The sequence below is a fragment of the Arachidicoccus sp. genome (assembly GCF_050436765.1).
In the GTDB taxonomy this organism is placed as follows: Bacteria; Bacteroidota; Bacteroidia; order Chitinophagales; family Chitinophagaceae; genus Arachidicoccus.
Genome location: NZ_JBNQGD010000399.1, coordinates 1 through 4,250 on the forward strand (window position 1 = coordinate 1; position 4,250 = coordinate 4,250).

At 35.1% G+C, this 4,250-nt stretch carries 4 protein-coding genes; 3 read left to right on the plus strand and 1 reads right to left on the minus strand.

Going from position 1 to position 4,250, the window contains the following annotated elements:
* The 3 genes from ACQR30_RS16595 to ACQR30_RS16605 all read left to right on the plus strand — a co-directional run.
* Nucleotides 1-838: DegT/DnrJ/EryC1/StrS family aminotransferase (locus ACQR30_RS16595; RefSeq protein ID WP_429736875.1), on the plus strand; the 838-nt coding region annotated here is incomplete at its 5' end.
* Between the two features lie 44 nt (nt 839-882).
* On the plus strand, nt 883-2,094 hold the full coding sequence (locus ACQR30_RS16600; RefSeq protein WP_429736876.1) for a polysaccharide biosynthesis protein: 1,212 nt from the start codon (nt 883-885) through the stop codon (nt 2,092-2,094).
* A 228-nt stretch (nt 2,095-2,322) separates the two neighbouring features.
* A complete protein-coding gene (locus ACQR30_RS16605; protein ID WP_429736877.1) occupies nt 2,323-2,994 on the plus strand; it encodes a sugar transferase in 672 nt (223 codons plus the stop codon).
* Nucleotides 2,995-3,133: 139 nt separating this feature from the next.
* Here ACQR30_RS16605 and ACQR30_RS16610 read toward each other — a convergent pair.
* On the minus strand, nt 3,134-4,250 hold a 1,117-nt coding region (locus ACQR30_RS16610), incomplete at its 5' end, for an AAA family ATPase (RefSeq protein ID WP_429736878.1).

Here is a 4,250-nt window from a genome sequence, read left to right on the forward strand (position 1 = left end):
CGTTTTTGTAGATAGTGAAAAAGATACTTGGAACTTATGTCCTGAATCTTTAGAGGAGGCCATCATCGATCGGTTGGCAAAAGGTAAAAAGCCTAAAGCTATTATACCGGTCCACTTGTATGGAATGCCGGCCAAAATGAAGCCCATTCTAGACATAGCAGATAAATACCAGATACCTGTTCTGGAAGATGCAGCAGAAGCCTTAGGCTCTGCATATATGGGTAGTAAATGTGGTACCCTTGGTGAAATGGCGTGTCTGTCTTTTAATGGTAATAAAATTATTACTACTTCAGGTGGTGGGGCATTGGTTACTAAAACTGAGGAAAATAGTAAAAAAGCAAAGTTCTTGGCCACTCAAGCAAAAGATGATGCACCGCACTATGAACATACACATATTGGTTACAATTATCGAATGAGTAATTTAGTAGCTGGGCTGGGCCGTGGTCAAATGGAGGTTTTAGATCAGTGGATAGAAAAAAGAAGAAATAATTTTAATATTTATAAAGAACATTTATCGGTATCGCCGGGTATTAGCTTTCAAGAAGAACAAGAAGGGATGTTTAGTAACAGATGGTTGACTTCTATTTTGGTAGATTCATCTAGGACAAATGGTATAACCAGAGAGGACCTTAGGCTGGCACTACAATCCGAAAATATTGAAACCCGTCCATTATGGAAACCGATGCATCAACAGCCTATTTTCTCAACTTCTCCGTATTACGGCACGGGCGTTTCTGACAAGTTATTTGAAAATGGGTTGTGCCTTCCGTCCAGCTCTTCTTTAACTGGAGGAGAAATTGAAAGAGTAATAAATGCAATAAAAGCATTGATTAAATAATCTCTCGGTTGTATGTGATTATATCTTTAACTTAAAAAAATATCATGAGTTTAGTTTTTAATATAGAAAAATTTATAGGAGAAAAAATTACCGGTCGTTCTGAAAGTTTACTAACAAAAGACCTAAATAATTTTCATGAAACTTTGTCCAAAGAAATACAAGGCAAAAAGGTTTTGGTCATCGGGGGAGCAGGGACTATAGGATCTTCTTATATCCGAGCCTTAGTAAAATACCATCCGGCAAAATTAGTGGTAATAGATATTAATGAGAATGGCCTAACGGAATTAGTTCGAGATTGCCGCAGCAGAACAGAAATAGAATTACCCGAAGACTTTAAGACCTATCCGATTAACTTTAGTGATAAAGTATTTTATAAAATTTTTAAGCAAGAAGGACATTTCGATATTGTGGCCAATTTCGCCGCACATAAACACGTGCGCAGTGAGAAAGATGCATATTCTATTGAGGCGATGATCGAAAATAACGTATTAAAAGCAAAACAGCTGCTTGATTTCTTATTACAATATCCTCCAACACATTTTTTCTGCGTTTCTACCGATAAAGCGGCAAACCCAGTAAACGTAATGGGTGCCAGTAAAAAATTAATGGAAGAGGTGATTCTGGCTTATTCAAATAAATTGAAAATAACAACCGCCCGTTTTGCCAATGTAGCCTTTTCAAATGGTAGTTTACTTGCGGGTTTTATTGATCGTGTGATCAAACAACAGCCGCTCTCTTGTCCAGCCGACGTTAAGCGTTTTTTTGTGTCGCCGCAAGAGTCGGGTCAGATATGTTTATGTGCTTGCATTTTAGGAGAATCCGGTGATGTATTTTTTCCAAAACTGGAAGAATCTTCCATGGTCAATTTCGCTGATATTGTTGAGCCATATTTAAACGAACTGGGTTTTGAATTAAAAAGCTGCCAATCCGAAGAAGAAGCAAAGTCTTCGACTGGTGAAATTGCCAATGGTAAATACCCCGTTTATTTCTTTAAAAGTAATACCAGCGGTGAAAAGTTATACGAAGAGTTTTACACGGATACGGAAGAGCTGGATTTGGATAAATGCTACAATCTGGGTATTGTAAAAAATGCGCCACGTAGACCTATTGCAGAACTCGAAAATATCATTTCAGAAATAAAAACGCTTTTTCAAAAGGAACATTTGGTAAAGGCTGATATTGTAGCCTTATTAAATAAAATGCTGCCTAATTTTCAACATATTGAAACGGGGGTAAGCCTAGATCAAAAAATGTAATTGGTGGAAATTAGTGTAACTAGATGGAGGAAAAGCAGTAAGTGGACTCAATAAACATTTAGATCAAGTAAGTCGTTATCACAGGCGGTAATACAGTGACTAATTAATGTGAAATAATTGAATTCCTTTATCTATTCGTTATAAACTTAAGATTGCAAATCAAAGGCCATTAATTATAATTTCCATTAATAGATTCTAAATCTAAACTCATAAATCCCAAGTTGATAAATGTATCCTTTCTTTAAACGTCTCCTCGACCTAATCATAGCCATATTAGCTTTTTTAATACTTTTACCTTTTATGCTGCCCATTGTAATTATCTTATTACTTACGGGAGAGCATTATGTTTTTTATTACCAAAAAAGAGTTGGTTATAAGAACAGGTTATTCAACATTATGAAGTTTGCGACCATGTTAAAGAACAGTCCTAATATAGGTACAGGAAGTGTTACAGTGAGAAACGATCCAAGATTATTGCCACTTGGTAAATTTTTACGGATAACGAAAATTAATGAATTGCCACAAATATTAAATGTTCTTAAGGGTGAGATGAGTTTAGTAGGTCCACGCCCCTTGATGTCCGTAAGTTTTGAAATGTATGATTTATCCATTCAAAAACAAATTTATAACGCCAAACCTGGTATTACCGGCATTGGTTCTGTTATTTTTAGAGATGAAGAAGCATTAGTATCTGAAACGAAAATGGATAAACACGAATTTTACAGAACTGTTATCATGCCTTACAAAGGTGCCTTGGAAATATGGTACAACCAAAATAGAAGTCTGAGAGTTGATTTTTGGATTATCTTTTTAACCGCTTGGGCAATTATCAATCCTAAGACACAATTACAGTTCAAAGTTTTTAAAGGACTACCCAAAAGAAACTTAATTCAGCTTTAATTTGCAAATATATGTCCGCCATATGACGTTATGAAGAAGAAGTAGTGGTATCAGTTGAATTATCTTTGAGTATACTAATGAACATTTGTTATATCAACACGTGTTAATTACGAAAACCTAGTTATTGACAGTAGGCGTTTTAGTTGTTTGTCGAAAGTTCATAAAAGTTATCCATAATACGCCTAATGATTTCTCCTGTTCTGTCTATTACAATTTGTGCTTCAACTGAATTTAGTTCTTTCCACCGCAGAAAAAGATTTGAAGCTTCTTGCCCCCAAAATTCTATTTCAGTATTAAACCACTTTTTCATGGCCTCTCTGTTATTTGCGACACCGTTAATGTTATTTAGAAAAACACGTTTTGTGTATTGTGAGGGATTGTCCCAAAAAGGGTCGGTTTCATTAAGGTTTTGAAGAAATTCTTTCATTATATTTTCTGGTCTTAAAGTACCTGGTAAAAACACAACGTTGTTATTCTGCGTTTGGTTGAATGTAGATTTAAAATCACCATCAAGCACAACAACACTTCTGAAAAACTCTTCAAAGCCTTTGTCAATTAGTGTTTTGTATGTTCCGCAACTTATGCTAAGGTTTTTATATGAGTTTTCGCAACCATAATCAATTCCATCAATGATGTTTTTATAGAAACAAAATGCTTCACGGTCTTCAAAATAGAAATTTACTTTTTTAGGTCTTATCGTTCTTACCGCTTCGTGATTTAAGTCGGCCAATAGATTTTTAAGTTCTTGAAATCCTTGTCGCGCATACACTACACCTAAAGAATTAGAAAGACTAACGAAATTTGTTGAATGTTTAAATTGTGATGCATTTCGAGAGGAAAGAAAATTTAGTACGTCAGAAGAGTGAGTAGTAAAAACAATTTGCAAATTTATTTCTCGTCCAATTTTCAACATTACTTTCATTAAGTTTTTTTGGGCTGCTGGATATAATGTTGCGTCTAATTCATCAATTAACAAAAGCCCATCCTCTGAGTCTGGGTCGTCCCGTTTCAACTTTTTAAAGGAAAGCAACGCAAGAATAATATGTCCGATATTATCTTGTCCAGCTGATATGCCGTGTGAGTCAAAGTTTGCAGTTGTCGGGGAATAAGAATTTTTGTTGTTGGATTTTGTATGAACGGGATTTACTATCTCAGTTGTTGAAAATATTTCATTGTAAATTTCGCTATATTCAGTTGCTAATTCAGTGGTCAAAGTTTGTTGCCCAAGTTTGATGTTTCTTTCATTTTCTTGTGCT